17 protein-coding genes are annotated in these 14,659 nt (G+C 58.1%); 11 read left to right on the top strand and 6 right to left on the bottom strand.

What is annotated here, in order from left to right; translation table 11 throughout:
- Nucleotides 1–13 precede the first annotated feature (13 nt).
- The 5 genes from FY034_RS05515 to FY034_RS05495 all read right to left on the bottom strand — a co-directional run bounded on the left by FY034_RS05515 (nucleotide 14) and on the right by FY034_RS05495 (nucleotide 3,379).
- Nucleotides 14–952 (bottom strand): DMT family transporter, encoded by a 939-nt coding sequence (locus tag FY034_RS05515; protein ID WP_265555224.1) that lies wholly within the window; start codon nucleotides 950–952, stop codon nucleotides 14–16.
- Nucleotides 945–1,820, bottom strand: coding sequence for a PAS domain-containing protein (locus FY034_RS05510; protein ID WP_265554357.1), 876 nt, complete (start codon nucleotides 1,818–1,820; stop codon nucleotides 945–947). The genes FY034_RS05515 and FY034_RS05510 overlap by 8 nt, the downstream gene beginning before the upstream one ends.
- A 79-nt stretch (nucleotides 1,821–1,899) precedes the next feature.
- Nucleotides 1,900–2,742 (bottom strand): alpha/beta hydrolase, encoded by an 843-nt coding sequence (locus FY034_RS05505; RefSeq protein WP_265554356.1) that lies wholly within the window; start codon nucleotides 2,740–2,742, stop codon nucleotides 1,900–1,902.
- 5 nt (nucleotides 2,743–2,747) lie between these two features.
- Nucleotides 2,748–3,023, bottom strand: coding sequence for a cupin domain-containing protein (locus FY034_RS05500; protein WP_265554355.1), 276 nt, complete (start codon nucleotides 3,021–3,023; stop codon nucleotides 2,748–2,750).
- Nucleotides 3,023–3,379 (bottom strand): cupin, encoded by a 357-nt coding sequence (locus FY034_RS05495; protein WP_265554354.1) that lies wholly within the window; start codon nucleotides 3,377–3,379, stop codon nucleotides 3,023–3,025. Before FY034_RS05495 ends, FY034_RS05500 begins: the two co-directional genes overlap by 1 nt.
- A 123-nt stretch (nucleotides 3,380–3,502) precedes the next feature.
- Here FY034_RS05495 and FY034_RS05490 point away from each other — a divergent pair, with 123 nt between their 5' ends.
- The gene (locus FY034_RS05490) at nucleotides 3,503–4,216 is read left to right on the top strand and encodes a diguanylate cyclase (RefSeq protein ID WP_265554353.1); all 714 of its coding nucleotides are present in this window, start codon (nucleotides 3,503–3,505) and stop codon (nucleotides 4,214–4,216) included.
- Nucleotides 4,217–4,253: 37 nt separating this feature from the next.
- Here FY034_RS05490 and FY034_RS05485 read toward each other — a convergent pair whose 3' ends face one another.
- The gene (locus tag FY034_RS05485; protein ID WP_265554352.1) at nucleotides 4,254–4,871 is read right to left on the bottom strand and encodes an arylesterase; all 618 of its coding nucleotides are present in this window, start codon (nucleotides 4,869–4,871) and stop codon (nucleotides 4,254–4,256) included.
- Between the two features lie 152 nt (nucleotides 4,872–5,023).
- Here FY034_RS05485 and FY034_RS05480 point away from each other — a divergent pair, with 152 nt between their 5' ends.
- The 10 genes from FY034_RS05480 to gspK all read left to right on the top strand — a co-directional run bounded on the left by FY034_RS05480 (nucleotide 5,024) and on the right by gspK (nucleotide 14,655).
- Nucleotides 5,024–6,037: a DUF3187 family protein gene (locus FY034_RS05480; protein WP_265554351.1), complete on the top strand. Its 1,014-nt coding sequence runs from the start codon at nucleotides 5,024–5,026 to the stop codon at nucleotides 6,035–6,037.
- Between the two features lie 147 nt (nucleotides 6,038–6,184).
- On the top strand, nucleotides 6,185–7,051 hold the full coding sequence (locus tag FY034_RS05475; RefSeq protein ID WP_265554350.1) for a type II secretion system protein N: 867 nt from the start codon (nucleotides 6,185–6,187) through the stop codon (nucleotides 7,049–7,051).
- Between the two features lie 15 nt (nucleotides 7,052–7,066).
- Nucleotides 7,067–9,019, top strand: a complete 1,953-nt coding sequence (gene gspD / locus FY034_RS05470; protein ID WP_265554349.1) for a type II secretion system secretin GspD — start codon at nucleotides 7,067–7,069, stop codon at nucleotides 9,017–9,019.
- The gene (gspE, locus tag FY034_RS05465; RefSeq protein ID WP_265554348.1) at nucleotides 9,019–10,584 is read left to right on the top strand and encodes a type II secretion system ATPase GspE; all 1,566 of its coding nucleotides are present in this window, start codon (nucleotides 9,019–9,021) and stop codon (nucleotides 10,582–10,584) included. The genes gspD and gspE overlap by 1 nt, the downstream gene beginning before the upstream one ends.
- Nucleotides 10,565–11,776, top strand: coding sequence for a type II secretion system inner membrane protein GspF (gspF, locus tag FY034_RS05460; RefSeq protein ID WP_265554347.1), 1,212 nt, complete (start codon nucleotides 10,565–10,567; stop codon nucleotides 11,774–11,776). The genes gspE and gspF overlap by 20 nt, the downstream gene beginning before the upstream one ends.
- A 23-nt stretch (nucleotides 11,777–11,799) precedes the next feature.
- Nucleotides 11,800–12,246, top strand: a complete 447-nt coding sequence (gspG, locus tag FY034_RS05455) for a type II secretion system major pseudopilin GspG (protein ID WP_265554346.1) — start codon at nucleotides 11,800–11,802, stop codon at nucleotides 12,244–12,246.
- Nucleotides 12,247–12,286: 40 nt separating this feature from the next.
- The gene (locus FY034_RS05450; RefSeq protein WP_265554344.1) at nucleotides 12,287–12,787 is read left to right on the top strand and encodes a prepilin-type N-terminal cleavage/methylation domain-containing protein; all 501 of its coding nucleotides are present in this window, start codon (nucleotides 12,287–12,289) and stop codon (nucleotides 12,785–12,787) included.
- Nucleotides 12,784–13,134, top strand: coding sequence for a prepilin-type N-terminal cleavage/methylation domain-containing protein (locus FY034_RS05445; protein WP_265554342.1), 351 nt, complete (start codon nucleotides 12,784–12,786; stop codon nucleotides 13,132–13,134). The genes FY034_RS05450 and FY034_RS05445 overlap by 4 nt, the downstream gene beginning before the upstream one ends.
- On the top strand, nucleotides 13,121–13,729 hold the full coding sequence (locus FY034_RS05440) for a type II secretion system protein GspJ (RefSeq protein WP_265554341.1): 609 nt from the start codon (nucleotides 13,121–13,123) through the stop codon (nucleotides 13,727–13,729). Before FY034_RS05445 ends, FY034_RS05440 begins: the two co-directional genes overlap by 14 nt.
- Nucleotides 13,726–14,655, top strand: a complete 930-nt coding sequence (gene gspK / locus FY034_RS05435; RefSeq protein WP_265554340.1) for a type II secretion system minor pseudopilin GspK — start codon at nucleotides 13,726–13,728, stop codon at nucleotides 14,653–14,655. Before FY034_RS05440 ends, gspK begins: the two co-directional genes overlap by 4 nt.
- The last annotated feature ends 4 nt before the right edge of the window (nucleotides 14,656–14,659 follow it).

Below are 14,659 nucleotides of genomic sequence, written 5' to 3'. Positions count from 1 at the left end.
ACCCGGCAGGAAATCATCCCGGCAGCCCGCGATGCAAGTACCGTGAAACCAGGCGGCGTTCAATCGCAAAGCGGATCCCCAGCGGAATCAGCACCGCCAGAAAGATCAAACCGCAACCGGACCACTCACGCATTGTCAGCCGTTCCCCCAGGACCACAAAACCGGCCAGCAGGCTCCAGACCGGGTCCAGTGTATAAATCAGGCCGGCCTGGGTGGGGGTCACATAGCGCTGATAGCTGTTTTGCAGGGTGAAACAGACCACCGTCGGCAGGATGGCACAGTAGATGATTGTACCAAGAGAGGTCAGCCCCAGGGAAAAGGGTGGTGTCGGCACCAGCAGCGTTATCACTCCAGCCATCAGGGCAACAACACAGAACTGCACCAGGGAGACCAGCCAGACATCGTCATCCTTCAAGACCTTTGAAACCGTAATGATCTGAATTGCAATAAAGAAGGCGCACAGGGTGGAGATCATGTCGCCACGATTGAAGCCCTCACCGCCACCGCCGGCCAGCAGGGCGATCCCCAGCGAAGCAAGCCCGATCCCGACGAGATTGATGCCGCCGATCCGGTCTTTCCAGACAATTCGCGCTATGAGCGGGATGAACAGTACAAAGAGGTTATTGATGACCCCTGCGCGGGAGATGCTCGTCCCTTGCACCCCCACCACAAAGGTCAGATTGGTGGCCCCCAGCGCCAGACCAACAATGGTTCCGCGCAGGACCGTCTGACGGTTAAGCCGGGTAAGCCGCGGCAGACAAAGCAGTCCCATCAAAACGGAGGCCAGGGTAAAACGCAGCAGCACAAAAAACGGCGGCGGCACCTCCCTGACACCAATCTTGGTAAAGAGAAAACTGCCACCCCAAAAGAACGTGGTCAGTACCAGAAAGAACAGCACCCGCCCTGATGAGGGGGGGGACCCAGCAGATACACCTGTACTCACACTACCCACCTGTTGCCTGTTTTTGTTCAAGCCGCCACTGCTCAGTAATATCGTTCATGATAATGATCATACCGGCAAACTTCAGGCTGATATCCTGCATCCAGCGCAGGGAGACCCGGTAGCGGTGTTCTCCGTCCCCTGCTGCCAGCGTGGCAAAGAAGTTCCGCTCCTCTTCGTCAGCCGCCAGAAACTCTCCGACCTCATGACCAAACCAGGGAAACGGTGTATCCGCCTTACGCCCGGAATAGTAATAGCTGCCCGCCCTGTTTTTATTCAACAAAAGCTTCGAGGCTGCCTGATTCATCTGACTGATCCGCAGACGGTCGTTCAGCAGAAAAACCGGGATTGGCAGGCTTTCAAAGATGGTCAGAAACTGGTTCTTTTCATTGGTTATCCGGCGGTTTGCCTCCTGCAGCTCCCTGACAGCAGAACTCATGGCGTCGCTGCGGCTCCATTCGGCACAGAATGCGATCTCGATACGATCAAAGATCCGCTCGATAAACCGGCTGTTCTGCCTGAGCAGCGCCGGCTCGTCCTGCTGTGCCGCGACCAGATCAAGATACCCCTGACGGTAATATTTCATCAGCCCGAGAAACATCTCCAGGGTGATACCCCGGGTGCGATGTTTCTGTGCCTCCTGCACCCCGAAGGCCGCCACCGGGTCATGCGTAAAGTCATCATCAGGCCTCAGCTCCCAGGGATCAGAGGACAGTTCCAGGGCTGTGCAAATCGAGTCGGTCAGCCCTGCAACCGAGACTCGCCAGGCCTCCTCAAGCGGTGAAGTATAGCGGTTATACTCCCGCTCAACAGCATAATCCCTGATCCGGCGCATCAGCCAGCCTTCATGTTGCTTTAACAGCAGTGCCAATGGATGCATCGCACGCCTCCTCTAAGCACATGGGTGTCTTTAAGAATAGCAGAGAACAGGCAGTTGACAAGCCGATCAGACATCGCCGTCACTTGGCAGCGGCACCCGGGGTTGCAGCAGGCTGGGCGGTCACCCCTGTAGCAGCAAGAAAACGTTCCACTGCCTTCCAGAAACCGGGCAGGCCGAGCAGGTCATTGTGATCCGCTGACAGGGGCACCAACTGCCCCTGTACCGCTGCAGAGGCCACCTGCTGACCATGGGCAAACGGCATGATCGAGTCATGATCTCCGTGCAGCACAAGCGTTGGCCCGCTAAAACCCTTGATCAATGCGGCATTGTCAAACGTATCACGCAACAGAAAGGAAGGGAGCAACCGTTTATGGGCAAACGGGCGCAGTGAGGCCGGAGGAGCTGCCAGAATCAGGGCCCGTACCGGCCGCTGCACTGCCAGTGCAATCGCCGGACCAGAACCCAAGGAGACCCCGAAAGAGACAATCCGTTTCGGATCAACTTCCGGTCGTTGCACCACCATATCAAAGGCTGCCAGCGCGGTTTCAGCCAGACTGCGCTGGTGGGGACGCCCGGAAGAGCGGCCGTAGCCGGGATATTCCACCAGCAAAATCCCGCAGCCGATCCGGCGGAGGCGTTCCAGTTCAGGGCTCAGATCATCTACCAGCTCGCCATTGCCATGGAAAAAAATGACCACCGGTTGGCGGCCGGCACTCTTGGCCGTCACAAAGCGCCCCTCCACCTTTCCAAAGCTGGTGACAATCCAGAGTGTCTCCGCAGCTGCGGCAACGCCCGAGGGGATCGCTGCCGGCACAAGGCTGCGCCCCGGGTAGATCAGATGGCCTTGAAACATCAGCAGCAACAGGGCATAGCCAACATAGCCGAGCACGACCAGCAGCAGTAGACGGTATAGGCCGGACATAACGGTCACCCTAACCGGTAATGCTTGCGCACCGGTTGTTCAACCTCCCACTGACAGCTTAGCCCGGCAGGAAACACCACCAGATCACCGGCCTCCAGTTCAACCGAAGCACCTGTTTCCGTGGTCACCACTACCCTGCCCTCAAGCAGGTAGCAGACCTCGCGCTGGTCGTACTCCCAGGGGAAGGCCGACACCTCACAACTCCAGACCGGCCAGGAGAAGACCCCCAGCGCCTCAAGACGCTCACGGGACGGTTCCTGTTCAACCATAATCGGCATCATCAGCGTCCTCCTTTTTCGCCCTGTCTCTGCTCCGGCCAGTGCAACGCCAGCCAGACCGTGTTCCGCTCCGGCACGGTCCATTCCACCCGGTGACGGCAGCCGGCCGGCAGCAGCAGCCACTGCCCCGGCAACAGCCGGTGCGGTTCCTGTTCGCCATCAAGCAGCAGCAGTGCCTCCCCCTCCACCAGCAGGACCCATTCATGCCAGGCCTGATCATACCATTCACCTGCCGGAGTGGCCTGTCCCATTGAGACAATCCGCTCAATCCGCACACCGTCAACGGCAGATAACGTCTCAAACAGCTCTGTTTCTTTGGCATCAGGAAGCGCAGCCAGAAGGTTGCCGGTCAGAGCCATGTTCGATCCCCTCTTCGAGAATACAGCCCAAAGGCCGACTTTCCATTGAATTATTCAGGATTAGCGTTACAATACTACCATAGTATTCACATTTCACCCACAACTCCAAAGGAGTTTCGTAATATGACCACAGACCGCGATCTCGTCGGAAGCCTTGAAACTATTGAGGCCGATCGTTTTCAGCAGCTTATGGCAGATGAGCGTTTCAAGGGCAACCCCCTTTTGCCGGAACTGCAACAGCTGCACGAGCTTTATCGCACCCTGTCCCAGCGTACCGAACGGATGATCAAGGAAAAGGCCCAGCTACAGACCCAGCTGGCAAACATGAACCGTTCTTTGGATCTGGCAACCAGAATTGATCCGATGACCGGCCTTGCGAACCGGCGGGCCATCATGGAAATGATTGAACAGGAGTTCAGCAGGGCTCACCGGCACCAACGACCGGCCTCCATAATCATGGCCGACCTCGACTACTTCAAAAAGGTTAATGATGCCCACGGCTTCAACACCGGTGACGATGTTCTGGTTGAGGTCTCCCGTGTGTTGCGCGGCTGCCTGCGCAACGAAGACATCTGTTCACGCTGGGGCGGTGAAGAGTTTCTGGTTCTGCTGCCGGAGACCCACCTTGATGGCGCCCTGGCAGTTGCCAACAAGATCCGCGAATCCGTTGCCATGACCGAGTTCAAGGTCAATCGGCCGGGTATCCACCTTACCATCAGCCTTGGCGTCTGCGAGTACAATCCGGATCAGAACATTTTTGAGGCGATCTCCCGGGCGGATCAAGCCCTGTTTCAGGCCAAACTGGGGGGGAGAAACCGCGCCATTGTGGCCGCCTGAGCAACCGTACCCGCAACCGTCCGGGGCCCGTCCACACCTAGTTGGGCAAGGCCCCGTTTTTCTTCAAGACTGCAGCAAGTCCCTCCGCAAGCTGCTGATAACCAGCAGCATTGGGGTGAATCGGGTCTGACTTGAGTGAACGGTCGGCCAGAATCCGTTTCAACAGCTTTCCTTCATACGGCACACCTGCTTCTTTGGCCAGTTCAGCATACCACCCCGGCACTTCCACCCCGAACCCCAGCCGTGGCACACCGATCAAAACCACAGCGATCCCCCGCTCACGAATCATACGGATCATGGCACGCAGATTTTCCTCTGCACGGGCCTGGTCGAGCCGTTGCAAAAAATCGTTGCCTCCCAGACAGAGCAGCACCAGTGCCGGTTTTTCCCGATCCAGTGTCTCGGCCAGCCTCGCCAGGCCTGCCGAGGTCACCTCACCGGGTATCCCGGCATTCACCACCGTACGCCCGATGAAACGACTCAAGACAGCGGGATAGCTGGTTTCCGGCGTTGCACCGGCACCGGCCGTCAGGCTGTCGCCAAAAGCCAGAACAACGGCATCAGGGGGCAACGGCTGCAGCAGTGGAGCAGAGGAACAGCCCCAAAACAGCAGCAGCAGACCACACAGGGACCAGACAACAACCCTATAGCTCATTACCGGACTCCTTCCATGACTCTGTTGACAGCACAACCTGCTTCTGCTGGACAAGCCGGGAGTAACGCGGTATTACTCCACCCGATACAGTAGACGCTTTTCCCACTCGCACATACCTTTCCACTTTACCAGTTTTCAGGGGAGTATCTGATATGAATCTGCCTTTCTCATTCCGCTTGTTGATCATGGTGTTTGTATCAGCGGTCTGGACAAACAGTGCCCTCGCCATTGAGATTACCCCCTTCCGTACAACAAACCTCAATCCGCTGGTACAGATTTACGGATTGCCGTCAGAGACCTCATCCACCTTGCTGGCTGCAGGCAGCTCCCAGCTGCAGCTGACTCAGGATATTGCCAGTCTGTACAGCACCAAGAGCACCGCCACTGAATACATCCTGCTGGATGGTGAACTCTACCGCTGGACCCTGGCCGGACGCTACGGCATAACCGACAGGCTTGAGCTGGGCCTTGAACTCCCGGTGATCCTCCAGGGGGGCGGTTTTCTGGACAGCTTCATCATGGACTGGCACAGGGTCTTCGGGCTCCCCCAGGGTGGCCGCGACTCAGCCCCTAAAAACAGACTGCGCTATTATTACAGCAGAAACGGCGTCAAACAGCTTGATGTAAGCCACGCCTCGGGTGGCATCGGAGACCTCAGCATCCTGGGTGCCTACCGGCTGTTTGAACAACAGACCGATACCGACCATGATACGCTTGCACTGCGCAGCCAGCTGAAGCTGCCCACCGGTGACAGCGCCAGCCTGCGGGGGAGCGGCGGTGTGGACATCGCCCTGTTTCTCAGCGGCGCCATGAACCGCCAGACAGAATGGGGGACGCTGGGCCTGTTTGCATCAGTCGGCGGTCTGTACACCAGCGATGGCGACATCCTGAAAAACCAGCGAGAAAACTTCGTGGGCTTCGGCAGCACCGGTTTAGGCTGGTCACCGGCGGATTGGATCAGCTTCAAGGTGCAGTGTTCCCTCACCTCTGCCTTCTACAAACAGAGCACCCTCAGCGAGCTGGGCAAGGCAACCGCCCTGCTTACCACCGGCGGCACCCTCAAACTGCCGGGCAACTATCAGCTTGATATCGGTGTTGGCGAGGATATCGCGGTGGCCACAGCCCCTGATGTCACCTTTCACCTGGGGCTCAGCAAAAAGTTTTAATGAACAGAATTGACAACCGCCCTCAAAAGCTAATTTTATTCGTTATTTTTTAGAAATCAAAACAGTCTTCTTTTTTTCTAATGTACCAAGTTTATACTTAACATTGCTTGTAAGCAAACTCCATTTGGTATATATTTTCGACCCACTATGCGACGACTTGCCCTCCCTCTGAACCTGCTGTTTTCTGTTGTTATTCTGATAACAGCCGCGCGAATTCTGGCGGATATCGCCTCCTACAAACTGGGGACGTCCCCTGCAAAGCTGCAGGCAAAGGGGGCTCAGCAATCCACTCAGCCGCTTCAACAACAAATGCAGCTGCAAGGCTTTGCCACGATTCTTGAAAAGGCCCTGTTTGGACCGGCCACCAAAGGGATACTGACCCCGGCCCTGCAACCCTCTGCCAGCACTCGCCCCCCTGTTTCCCAAAGCGATCTGAGCCTGCTTGGCACCGCCATCGGCTCTCCGCGGACAAGCTTTATCCTGGTACGCCGCACCAGCAGCAACGAAGAACGGGTCTTTAAGCTTGGCGAAAAGGTCTTTGATCTTGGTACCCTGAGCGCCATCAAAAAGGAAACGGCAGAAGTCCGTTCAGGATCACAACTGATCACCCTGCGCACCCCCTCTGCCCCGGCCGAACCGGCAAAACCTGCCCAGCCCGTGGCTGCCGCTAGCGGCGTGACCCAGGCGCTACCCGGCGGTTCAGGTATTATTGATCAACGGGCCCTGAATGCCGCCCTGGACAACATTGGCCAGGCCATGACCGATGCCCGCCTGCTGCCCAGCGTCAAGGATGGAAAAGTCGAAGGGTTCAAGGTCTCCGAAATAAAACCCCAGGGGGTCTTTGCAGCCGTAGGTCTCAAAAACGGCGATGTCCTGATGAAAATCAACGAATTCCCCATAGACTCACCTGAAAAGGCGATCCAATCCTTTGTGACCTTGAAAGGCCAGAGCCGGATCAAGCTTGATCTGATTCGTGACGGCGCCCCCACTTCACTGGCCTATGATATTCGCTAACCCTGGAGGTTGCGCGTGAAACAATTGAAAGCTCTGCTCATTGTACTGTTGCTTCTGACGCTCTGCAGCTCGCCGCTCCATGCAGCGGGCCAGGGTGTGATCATGAACTTCACCGATGTCGAGATCGCCACCATGGTGAAGTTCATCAGTGAGCTGACCGGCAAGAACTTCGTCCTGGATGAACGGGTAAAGGGCAAGGTCTCTGTCTTCTCCCCTTCAAAGCTGTCGCAGGACGAGGCCTTTGCCCTGTTCACCTCCGTACTTGAATTAAAAGGGTTCACGCTGATACAGGCCGGCAAGATCTACAAGGTGGTACCGACCGGCAGCGCCAAGCAGGCCGGCATGAAACTGGCGGACAAGGAACGGATTCCCCTGGGTGATGCCTTTCTAGCCCGGGTCTTCCCGCTTAGCCAGATCTCCTCCCAGGAGGCACTGACCTTCCTGCAGCCGATCATTTCAAAGGAAGGGCATATCGGCTCCTTTGGCCCCGGCAACATGCTGCTGGTGGTGGATGCTGCCTCAAACCTGCAAAAGGTGGCCGACATCCTCTCCCTGATCGATACACCGCAACGACGCGAAGGGGCAGAACTGGTCTACCTCAAGCACGGCTCCGCAGAAGGAGTCACCAAGGTTCTGCAGGAGTGGCTGGCAGGACGGGGGGCACGTCAGGTTGCCGTCGGAACTGCCCAGTCGGCAAACAGCGGAGCAGTGCAGGTGCTTGCCGACACCCGTCTGAATGCCGTGCTGCTCTTTGGCCCGGAAAAAGACAAGAAAGATATCCGTTCCCTGATCGCCCAGCTGGATGTCACCCCTCCTGAGGCCAGCAGCAAGATCAATGTCTGCTTTCTTGAAAACACCGATGCCACGGAAATGGCCAAAGTCCTTGATGGTGTAGTCAAGGGGATCACCGCACAAACCACAACACTGCAAGCCGGCACGGTCAACACACAAAGCTCCCCCTTTGACTCCGGCAAGGTCACCATCACGGCTGACAAGGCATCAAACTCGCTGGTTGTCATGGCCTCGCCAACCGACTACAACAACCTGCTGCAGGTGATTAAAAAGCTGGACCGCCGCAGCAAGCAGGTCTTCGTACAGGTCTTGATTGCCGAAGTTTCCCCTGAAAAATCACGCAGTCTTGGGGTGCAAGCAGGTGCATTTGCTGCAGGAGCGTTGGGTAAATATCTACAGGGTGGTGGTCTTTATGACCCATTCAACACCATTGGGCAAGTTTTCGGCACTTCCTCTTCTGGCAGCACTAATCCGATAAGTTCGCTTATTTCCGACAAGCTAAAAAGTGCGAACAGGCCGGTTACAGGTATTGCACTGATCCAGGCGCTTGAAAGCGAAGGGGTTCTCAACATCCTCTCAACCCCCAACATCCTGACCACCGACAACAAAGAGGCTGAGATCAACGTGGGGGAAAACGTGCCGTTCAAATCCTCCACCACCCAAAGCACCTTTGGCAGCACAGAATCCATTGAACGCAAGGATATCGGCATCAACCTCAAGATCAAGCCCCAGGTCAGTGAAGGGGATTATATCCGCATGGATATCTATCAGGAAATCTCTGCAGTTAAGAGCAGTAAAGGCGACGCGGTTGACCTGGTCACCACCAAGCGCTCTGCCAAGACCAGCGTGGTGGTCAAAGACAAAGAGACCATCGTGATCGGCGGCCTGATTCAGGACTCGGAAGAAAACAGTGTGCAGAAGGTGCCGCTGTTGGGCGACATCCCCGGCCTGGGCTGGTTCTTCAAGACTAACACCAAGACCCGCAAAAAGACCAACCTGCTGATCATGCTGACCCCGCAGGTGGTCAAAGATGCCCGTGACCTGACAACCATTACGGATGACCAGAAAGGTAAGTTCAGCGACACAACTAAAAAGTTCGGCCCGCTGGATGTGCAGAGCGAGATCTCCGGCAAAGCGATCAAACCGGTCAGCCAAGAGCAGGAGAACCGACCCTGATGAGCCCCGAGCACGCCCTGGACGATCTTAGGACCGCGGCTGAGCGTCTGAACCTGCCTTTTCTGGAGCGGATCGATGATCAGCAGGCCAACACCTCGTTACTGGCCAGACTCCCGCTTGCCTTTGCCCGCAGCAAGCTGTTGTTGCCGCTGCAGGAAAAGGAGGAGCGCCTGCTGCTTGCCGTGGCTGACCCCACGGACCTGCTGGCCCAGGATGAGGTGGCCAAGCTCTACAACCTGCCGCTCTCCGTGCTGGTGGTACCGCCCGATGAGCTGCTGGCAGCGGTCAATCGCCTCTACAGCCGCACAGCCGGATCAGCCCGCGAGGTGGTGGAGAATCTGGCCGATGAAGACCTCTCGGTCATTGCCACCGAACTGGCCCATCCCAAGGATCTGCTTGATCTCAGTGATGAGGCACCGGTCATCCGGCTCCTGAATGCGATCCTCTTCCAGGCGGTCAAGGAACGGGCCAGCGATATCCATATCGAACCGTTTGAACGGACCCTGGATGTCCGTTTCCGCGTTGACGGCATTCTGCATCAGGTTCTGGAACCGCCCAAGGTGCTGCAGGAGGCGCTGGTGTCGCGGGTCAAGATCATGGCCGCGCTGAATATCGCGGAAAAGCGCCTGCCTCAGGATGGCCGTTTCAAGGTGCTGGTGGCAGGCCACGAGGTGGATATCCGGGTCTCGATCATCCCGACCTTTTTCGGCGAACGGACTGTACTGCGTCTGCTTGACCGCCACAAGGGAATCCTGTCTCTGACCGACATCGGTTTTTCCGAGCGGGACCGCGATACCATGCAGCGTCTGATCAGCCGTTCCAGCGGCATCATCCTGGTAACCGGCCCCACCGGCAGCGGCAAGACCACCACCCTCTATGCCGCCGTCTCACGCCTGAACCGTCAGGAAAAAAACCTGATCACCATTGAAGACCCGATTGAATACCAGTTGTCCGGTGTCGGCCAGATACAGGTCAACCCGAAGATCGACCTGACCTTTGCCAACGGACTGCGTTCAATCCTGCGCCAGGACCCGGACATCATCATGGTGGGCGAGATCCGTGATGCCGAAACCGCCGAGATTGCCATGCAGGCCTCGCTGACCGGCCATCTGGTACTCTCGACCCTGCATACCAATGATGCTGCCACGGCCGTTACCAGATTGATGGATATGGGGATTGAGCCGTTTATGGTGGCCTCATCCCTGGCCGGCATCCTGGCACAACGTCTGGTACGGACCATCTGTCCCCACTGCCGCGAGTCCTACCGGCCGGAACAGCCGGTTGAGGGACTGCCGGAACTGCTCTACCGCGGACGGGGCTGTGACCACTGCTTCGGGCAGGGAACCCTGGGCAGAACCGGTATTTACGAACTGCTGACCATTGATTCCGAGCTGTGCAGCATGATCACCAGACAGGCCCCGGCCGGTGAGATCAAGGATTACGCCATTTCCCGCGGCATGCGAACACTGCGGGAGGATGGTCTTGCCAAGGTAGCCGCAGGGGTCACCACCCTGGAAGAGGTCCTGCGGGTAACCCAGGAAGAGTATGTCGACCTTCCAGTATAGCGGATTTTCGTCAGATGGCCGTGAAGCCAGGGGAGCTCTGGAGGCTGAAACCCTGCGGGCTGCCCGCGAGGAACTGCGTCACCGCGGGATCTTGCCGACGACCATCACCGAACAGGATGCCAAAGCCCCCGCAGGTATCCTGGGCTTAGGCCGCAAGGCGGTTTCTGTTGCCTCACTCGCCCTGTTCACCAGACGTCTCTCCACCCTTACGGCGGCGGCGGTGCCGATCCATGAAGCACTGGAAGCATTGCACCGCCAGGAGAAGACCGGGGAGTTGCGTGCCATCCTGTCGCGCCTGCGCAGCCGGCTGGCAGAAGGTTCACCACTTGCCCGTGCCATGGCATCGGAACCGAAGGTCTTTGGTGAAAGCTATATCGCCATGGTCGCCGCCGGCGAGGCCGGCGGAGCGCTCGACAAGGTGCTGCAGCGCCTGGCCGACTTTCTGGAACGGCAGGAGGAGATGCGCCGTTCAGTCAGTACCGCCCTGGCCTATCCGGGCCTGATGGCGGTGGTGGGCAGCGGCGTCATGCTCTTTCTGCTGACCTTTGTCGTTCCCAAGATCACCGGCATCTTCGCCGACACCAAGGCCACGCTGCCGTTTTTGACGGTGGCACTGCTGGCCGTCAGCAACCTGGTTCGCAGCGGCTGGTGGCTGCTGCTCTTGCTGACCGTTGCCGCCCTGCTGACCTACCGCCGGCTGGCCCTCAAGGAGTCCTTCCTGCAACGGCGCGACCGCTTTCTGGTGTCACTGCCGCTGGTGGGGGGGCTGCTGCAGACCCTGGCCCTGGCCCGCTTCTCACGGGTTCTGGGGCTTCTGCTGGGGAGCGGCGTGCCGCTTCTGCATTCCCTTGAAATCACCTCGGAGGCGGTGGTCAACCGGGCCTACCGCGCCGTCCTGCATGAGGCGGGGCGTTCACTGGCAGAAGGGGGCAGTCTCTCTGCCACACTTGAGCGTTCCGAGCTGTTCCCGCCGGTCCTGACCCACCTGATTGCAGTGGGGGAGCGCAGCGGTGCGCTGGTTGACAGCCTGGAAACGGCAGGAAGCAGTTTTGAACGGGAGTTTGAGGCGGCGACCGGGCGCTTTATGGCCCTGCTGGAACCGCTGCTGGTGCTGGCGATGGGCCTGATGGTGGGACTGGTGGTGATTGCCGTCCTGTTACCGATTTTCCAGCTGAACGAACTGGTTAAATAGACGTGTGAAGGGGGAAGAGACCGATGCAGAGAACAACAATCAACAACCGGCGGGGTTTTACCCTGATAGAAATCATGGTCGTCATCGTCATCCTGGCGCTCCTGGCGGCGCTGGTCGGCCCCAAGATCATCGGCAGGTCTGACGATGCCAAGCTTGCCGACGCCAAGGTACAGATCCGTAATCTGGAAACCGCACTCAAGCTGTACAAACTGGATAACGGCAACTACCCCACCACGGAACAGGGGATGCAGGCGTTGTTGACCAAGCCGACCACCGGGCTGATTCCTAAAAACTACCGCCAGGAAGGCTATCTGGAGAGCAAAAAGCTGCCGACAGACCCCTGGGGCGGCGACTACATCTACCTCTCCCCCGGTGAGCATGGCGACTACGATCTTTGCAGCCTTGGCAGTGATGGTGTCAAGGGGGGCGAAGGTAAAGGTGCCGATATCTGCAACTGGAACATCCAGTAAGCATACCGGACAGCACTGCCCCACCAGTATGATGCGGCCCTTGAACGCAGGTTTTACCCTGCTGGAACTGATTGTGGTGCTGCTTCTGGTGTCGCTGATCGCAGCGCTGATATTTCCACGTCTGCCTTCAAGCCAGGCATCCGATCTGCGCAATTCAGCCCGCCAGCTGGCGGTTCTGATGCGCTATCTGGAAGAACGTGCCGTTGCAACCAAAAAGACCTACTATTTGCGTATCAGTCTTGATGACGACCGTCTGAGTGTCAGCCGGAAAGAACCGGCCGTCAATGACAACCAACAGGATGACGACCCCTTCCTGAAACGTCAGCCGCTGGCAAAAGGTATCCGCGTCAGCGACATCACCACGGACCAGCTCGGCACGATCAATACCGGGGAGGCCCTGATCAGCTACGGCCCCGGTGGCCGCTCGGCCCCCCTGCTGCTGCATCTGGTCGCGCCCGACGGCAGCTACTTCACCCTTCAGGCACTGCCGGTCAGCGGTTCAATCAAGGTCGCGTCAGGATATCAGGAGACGATCCAGTGAAGAGCCGGGCATCCAGCGGTTTTACCCTCCTTGAGGTGCTGGTGGCCCTGGCGCTGGTGGCCGGTGTCCTGACCAGCTCCGTTGTCGTCTTTAACCGGCACCTTTCACTGGTTGTGCGTGACCGGGAGGAAACCTCGGCCATGCTCTTGTGCCGGGCCAAACTAGAAGAACCGGATTTCCTCACGTCGCTCAAGGCCGACGGTTCTTTTGCCCCGGAACATCCTGACATGACCTGGAAGCGTGAGGAGTTGCCCTCAAACTACCCGGGGCTTCGCCGTTTTACGCTCACGGTCTCCTGGCAGCAGGGCCGCCGCAACCTGACCCTGGTGACCTATGCCCGCAAGTAACCGTCGCGGGTTTACCCTGCTCGAACTGCTGATTGGCCTTGCAATTGCGACACTGATTATCGCCGCAGCCTATTCAACGCTGTTCTCCCTTAACCGGGCCCATGAGGCCGCCTCCCAGGGCATGGAACAGCGCCGGGTTCTGCGCTCCACCCTGGATATGCTCCGCCGTGAACTCGCTTCATTGCGCTATTTCCCGGACGACAGCCGCCTGCGCTTTGTGGTGGAAGACAAGGACTATTTCGGCAAGCCTGCCTCAACCCTGACATTCAGCACCCTGGCTGCTCCGACTCCTGCACCGGTATCCGATCAGGTGCGTGTACGGTACCGCATCGATACCTCCCAGGAGCGGCTTAGCCTGACCAAGGCCAGCCGGGACCTGCTGTTGGAAGGGGACGACCCCAAGGCCTATCCCCTGCTTGATACGCTGGAGGGCTTTCTGGTGGAATGCTCGGATGGCAGCCGCTGGCTGAGGACCTGGGACACGGAACTGACCAAATCCGTGCCCAAATTGATCCGGGTTACCATCACGCTGCGCGAAGCTGGACAGACCGTATCGTACCAGGCCACGGTCAAGCCGAGGATTACGTCACGATGAACGGCACGCGCGGGTTTGCACTGGTCATAGCCCTGGTGGTGACGGCGCTGGTTACCGCTCTCGTGGTGACCTTTATCAATGAGGTCTATCTTGAGACCGGTACGCACCACAATGCCGTTGCGGCCCAGCAGGGCAGCCTGTTTGCCGAAGGGGGCATTACCGGCGCGCTGCAGCTGCTTACGACAACCACGTCAGGCCAGTCATACAGCTCACTGAATGATGTCTGGGCGAAACCGCTTGTGTTCGACGAAGAACGGGGTTCTCTGCGGATCACGATTGAAGAGGAGAACGGCAAGCTCAACCTGAACCTGATCGCACTGCCGAACGGACAGTTCAATGAGGAGTACAAAGGTATCGGACAACGCTTGCTGACACGCCTCAAGCTGCCGTCCGATCTGCTGGAGAGTCTGGCAGACTGGATTGATTCCGACGACACACCCCATCCGGGTGGAGCCGAGTCGGCCTGGTATCAGGGGCGCAAACTGCAGTATCGCCCACGCAACAAACCGCTTGAGACCTTTGAAGAACTGAACCGGATCAAAGGCTTCACCCCGGAACTGGTTGAGCAGTTGCGGCCGTTTACCACCGTCTACGGGGATCAGCCCGGCGGTACCACCGCTGCTCCGATCAACATTAATACGGCACCACGGGAGGTCTTGCTGGCATTGGATGACGGGATGAGCGAGTCTCTGGCAGACCAGATCATTGCCTACCGGCTGACAACCCCCTTCAGGACTCCGGCTGAGCTGGTCAAGATTCCCGGTATGCAAACCATTGCCACTACCCTGCAAACCCGTATTGTGACCAAAGGTTCGGTCTACCGGATCCTCTCCGAGGCCACCGTCAACGACGTCACCCGCACCATTGAAGTCGTAGCCCGTATCAACGGCGGGACATCCACCATCATCTACTGGCGGGAGTATTGAGACC

Origin of the sequence: Trichlorobacter lovleyi, assembly GCF_015239775.1 — a bacterium.
GTDB classification, from domain to species: domain Bacteria; phylum Desulfobacterota; class Desulfuromonadia; order Geobacterales; family Pseudopelobacteraceae; genus Trichlorobacter; species Trichlorobacter lovleyi_B.
Note: the sequence above shows the minus strand (reverse complement) of the source record. Positions and strands in the feature narration are given on the sequence as shown.

Bases quoted from the DNA above. Each gene is read 5' to 3' on its own strand.
- FY034_RS05475 (WP_265554350.1), top strand. From the start codon at position 6,185: ATGCGACGACTTGCCCTCCCTCTGAACCTGCTGTTTTCTGTTGTTATT.
- gspG (WP_265554346.1), top strand. From the start codon at position 11,800: ATGCAGAGAACAACAATCAACAACCGGCGGGGTTTTACCCTGATAGAA.
- FY034_RS05505 (WP_265554356.1), bottom strand. From the start codon at position 2,742: ATGTCCGGCCTATACCGTCTACTGCTGCTGGTCGTGCTCGGCTATGTT.
- gspF (WP_265554347.1), top strand. From the start codon at position 10,565: ATGTCGACCTTCCAGTATAGCGGATTTTCGTCAGATGGCCGTGAAGCC.
- gspE (WP_265554348.1), top strand. From the start codon at position 9,019: ATGAGCCCCGAGCACGCCCTGGACGATCTTAGGACCGCGGCTGAGCGT.
- FY034_RS05485 (WP_265554352.1), bottom strand. From the start codon at position 4,871: ATGAGCTATAGGGTTGTTGTCTGGTCCCTGTGTGGTCTGCTGCTGCTG.
- FY034_RS05440 (WP_265554341.1), top strand. From the start codon at position 13,121: ATGCCCGCAAGTAACCGTCGCGGGTTTACCCTGCTCGAACTGCTGATT.
- FY034_RS05495 (WP_265554354.1), bottom strand. From the start codon at position 3,379: ATGGCTCTGACCGGCAACCTTCTGGCTGCGCTTCCTGATGCCAAAGAA.
- FY034_RS05480 (WP_265554351.1), top strand. From the start codon at position 5,024: ATGAATCTGCCTTTCTCATTCCGCTTGTTGATCATGGTGTTTGTATCA.
- FY034_RS05490 (WP_265554353.1), top strand. From the start codon at position 3,503: ATGACCACAGACCGCGATCTCGTCGGAAGCCTTGAAACTATTGAGGCC.
- FY034_RS05500 (WP_265554355.1), bottom strand. From the start codon at position 3,023: ATGATGCCGATTATGGTTGAACAGGAACCGTCCCGTGAGCGTCTTGAG.
- FY034_RS05510 (WP_265554357.1), bottom strand. From the start codon at position 1,820: ATGCATCCATTGGCACTGCTGTTAAAGCAACATGAAGGCTGGCTGATG.
- gspK (WP_265554340.1), top strand. From the start codon at position 13,726: ATGAACGGCACGCGCGGGTTTGCACTGGTCATAGCCCTGGTGGTGACG.